This window comes from Rhizobium sp. RAF56 (genome assembly GCF_052113965.1).
Classification (GTDB): Bacteria; Pseudomonadota; Alphaproteobacteria; order Rhizobiales; family Rhizobiaceae; genus Rhizobium.
This window is the reverse complement of sequence record NZ_JBFRDU010000101.1, coordinates 1-1,442: the sequence shown is the minus strand read 5'-3', so window position 1 is coordinate 1,442 and position 1,442 is coordinate 1. Positions and strand designations below refer to the sequence as shown.

The 1,442-nt window shown below is 59.8% G+C and carries 2 protein-coding genes; both read right to left on the bottom strand.

Translation table 11 applies throughout. The features are described from left to right. The coding region (locus AB4048_RS28715; RefSeq protein WP_442205336.1) for a hypothetical protein at window positions 1-626 on the bottom strand (626 nt) is incomplete at its 3' end. 105 nt (window positions 627-731) lie between these two features. After that, window positions 732-1,442 (bottom strand): HAD family hydrolase (locus AB4048_RS28710; RefSeq protein WP_442205335.1); only part of this gene is annotated, 711 nt, incomplete at its 5' end.

Sequence of the window (1,442 nt, the reverse complement as noted above, 5' to 3'; positions counted from 1 at the left end):
ATGCGATTGCCACTGAAGTCTCCACGGTCGAAGTCTCCACCGCCGAAGTCGCGGCCACCGCCAAAGCCTCCACCGCCGCCAAAGCCACCCCCACCGCCACCAAAACCACCCCCACCAAACCCGCCGCCACGGTCGATGAAGAGCGCGGCCGGTCCACTGGCTCCACTAAGGCTTCCCTCCAGAACGGAAACGTCGAAGGTCAGATTGCCCCCATCGAGCTTGGGCGCCTTAAGCACCACGACCGCATCTTCAACCTTTGAACCATCCCCGCCGAGAACTGAGATGGTTGCGTTTGGTGGATCCTTGATGAAATTATCCTTGTCCTTGTCCCACTGCATGATGAATTGCTCGGTCGTTACATGACCTGCCGCCCGCACCGGGCGGTCGGCGAAGACGATCGAGTTCGCCGAAACGCCTGACATGGTCAGCTTGTCATTTTGCAGGGTCGCGCCCGCCGAGTTCAGCACGAAGAGCGACGGGACCGGACCCGTCGGCGTGACCACGCCGATTGTCTTCTGCAACGGAACATGCGGCTGGACGCTGGCATCCTGTGCTCGGGTTGTACCTGAGATGGAACAAACGCTGGCGGCCAGCAGAGTAATATAGGCCAGATTTCTGCTAAGCATGGCTAGGTTCCCTTTCTATCCGCTTGGATTTGCTGGCAATGCTGAGGCATCCTGACCCTCGTGAAATGGGCTGTCGTGACAGGAATGCTCTCGCCCGCGACCAGCTCACTTTGATGGAAAGATCTGCTTCCAGTCGGCTTTCATGTCGACGATGGTCCAATGGTTCGCCGCAGCCGCGTCGAGCGCCTTGTCGAGGCGGCCGAACTCGGTTTTGCGGTCGTAGGCGTATTCACGCTCGGCGTCGGTGTGATGGACGATCAAGCCGAAGCGCGGGCCATCGGCCATCGTCGTCCATTGCAGCATCTGAAGGTCGCCGTCGGAATTGCCGAACGCCGCGATGGGCCGCCGACCGATATACTCGTTGATGCCGACCGGCTTGCCTTCCTTGTCGTCGATGAAATTGATCGCAGGCGTCCGAAGCAGGACCGGCTTGCCGCTCTGCATTTCGAACTTGGTCTTGATCGACGAGCCGATGACCTGCTCAGGAGGGATGCCATAGACCTTTTCCGTCCATGGCCGCATAAACTCGACCCCGCCGCCCGATACGACGAAGGTCTTGAAGCCGTTTTCGCGCAGATAGGCGAGTAGCTCCAGCATGGGTTGGTAGACGAGGTCGGTGTAGGCGCGCTTGAACTTCGGGTCGCGCGCCGTGGCGATCCAATCGGACGCGATTTTCTGGAATTCGTCGCTCGTCATCCCGGAATGCGTCGCCATGATGATCTCGACGAGGCCCTTTTCTCCCGATGCGGCGAGCGTCTTCATGTCGCCCTCAAGAACGGCCTTGAACGGCTGCTTGGTCTTCCATTCCGGATGGGC